The sequence below is a fragment of the Spirulina sp. 06S082 genome (assembly GCF_034932145.1).
Lineage (GTDB): Bacteria > Cyanobacteriota > Cyanobacteriia > Cyanobacteriales > Spirulinaceae > CCY15215.
In genome coordinates, this window is sequence record NZ_JAYGHV010000371.1 from 1 (window position 1) to 1807 (window position 1807).

The 1807-nt window shown below is 65.6% G+C and carries 3 protein-coding genes; all 3 read left to right on the forward strand.

Annotated elements, in window-relative coordinates; translation table 11 throughout:
• Positions 1 to 261, forward strand: a 261-nt coding sequence (locus tag VB714_RS21330; protein ID WP_323226703.1) for a hypothetical protein, incomplete at its 5' end; no start/stop codon positions are given.
• Between the two features lie 3 nt (positions 262 to 264).
• A complete protein-coding gene (locus VB714_RS21335) occupies positions 265 to 1095 on the forward strand; it encodes a LamG-like jellyroll fold domain-containing protein (RefSeq protein ID WP_323226704.1) in 831 nt (276 codons plus the stop codon).
• Positions 1096 to 1194: 99 nt separating this feature from the next.
• The coding region (locus tag VB714_RS21340; RefSeq protein ID WP_323226705.1) for an ATP-grasp fold amidoligase family protein at positions 1195 to 1807 on the forward strand (613 nt) is incomplete at its 3' end.

A 1807-nucleotide genomic window follows, 5' to 3' on the forward strand; every position in this document is an offset into this window, starting at 1 on the left:
GGCGGCGAGATCGCTTTCGACTGCGCCGGCGGCGCTGCGCTGAGCTGGCACGTGGCGGCGACCGGCGCGGCCGAGATGCAGGCGCCCACGAACCTGCCCGATGGCTGGACCTGCCAGATCGAGATCGACCCCTCCGGCCACGCGATCGGCTGGTCGGCGGCCTATCGCGAACCGACTCCCGACATCGCTGCCCGCACCATCGTGGCGATCCTTCGCCGCGGCTCGGCCTTTGTCGCGGTCGCGGTCCACGAGGAGGATTGAGGCATGATCATCGATCTTGTTGCGGGCGAGATGGGCCGGGCGGGCGTAGACGCGGCCGCTTCGCTTATGGCGGCACTGCCCGGCCTGCCCATGGCAAGGCGACGGCACGCAGCCGTCGGCGAGCCTTCCGGCTGGAGCCCGGCGGAACTCTCCCCCCGCGCCTGGTACGACGCGGTGCTGTCGCCCAAGCAGTTCGGCTCCGGCAGCCTCGTCAGCCGCTGGGACGATCTGTCGGGCAATGAACGCCACGCGGCCCAGAACACCGCGGCCTTCCAGCCCGCCTACGACGCCGCCGATGGATGGCTCGAATTTGACGGCACCAACGATGCCCTGGTGCCCTCGTCGAGTCTTATCGCGGCCGGGACCGGATCCTTCACGCTTGCCGCCGTTTACCGCAAGGACAATACGGCCGATCGCTACGTCTACTCGCAGGGCGGCAGCAGCAATCATCGCTCCATCTTTCTGGGCGGCGCCTCGGGCTGGCGGTTCTCGCTCTGGGGCGCGCTGATGTCGGATCAGGGATCGCTGAGCGTCGGCGCAGACCACATCGCGATCTGGACCTATACGGGAAGCGCCCGCCAGATCCATGTCGATGGCGCCCAGATCTTCTCTGGCAGCTACAGCGCCGCCAACCTGCTCGCCTCGAGCCCGGTCATCGGCGGACCGTTCGACAATGGCGCCAACCGCATCGCCGGACGCATGCGCAGCCTGATCTCTTTCGGCGCCGGCCTTTCGCAACAGGATCGCGAACGTCTCGAAGGCTACCTCGCCCATCGCTGGTCGATCGCCGGCAACCTGCCTGCCGGCCATCCCCATAAGGCGGCCGCTCCATGAGCACCTGCTGAATATCCTTCTTGCAACGGCGCCCAGCCTCGACCAATAGGATAGTGCAACGGCAGCAGATATCGGATTCGGGGGATGGCTTTGAGGACGATGCTGGCGGCCAGCACCAGTGCCGGCCGCAAGGCGCTGCGGCACTACAGACGGCACTACGGCCGCTACCCCAATCTTTCGAAGCCGAAGCTCTTCAGCGAGTTCGTTCAACTCTACAAGATCGGCTATCGCAATCCGAAAATCATAGCGCTTTCCGACAAGACGGCCGTCAAGGCCGTCGTCGCAGCAACTCTCGGGCAGGAATGGGTGACGCCAAGCCTGTTCGAGGGAGAATGGCTGCCCGAAAGGCGTGACTGGCCGCTGCCCTATGTCATCAAAGCCAACAATGGAAGCGGGGCGAATGTCTTCGTGCACGGGCGGCATGAGGAAGACTGGCCGCGTGTGGACGACATGTTGCGGCGGTGGCTCGACCGGCCGCATGGGCAGGATCTCGGGGAATGGGTCTATGCCCAGATCACTCCGCGCCTGCTCGTCGAGCCGTTCGTCGACGACCTGTCCAGACTGATCGACTACAAGGTCTTCGTGTTCGGCGGACGGGCGGAATTCGTCCAGACCCATACCGACCGCTTCGGCGATCACCGTTCCAACTTCTACACGCGCACGTGGCAGCCGCTGAACTGGTCTCTGAACTGGCCGCTGGATCCGAGCGCCC

Excerpts from the sequence above, each read along its gene's own strand:
- VB714_RS21335 (WP_323226704.1), top strand. The coding sequence starts at position 265 with ATGATCATCGATCTTGTTGCGGGCGAGATGGGCCGGGCGGGCGTAGAC.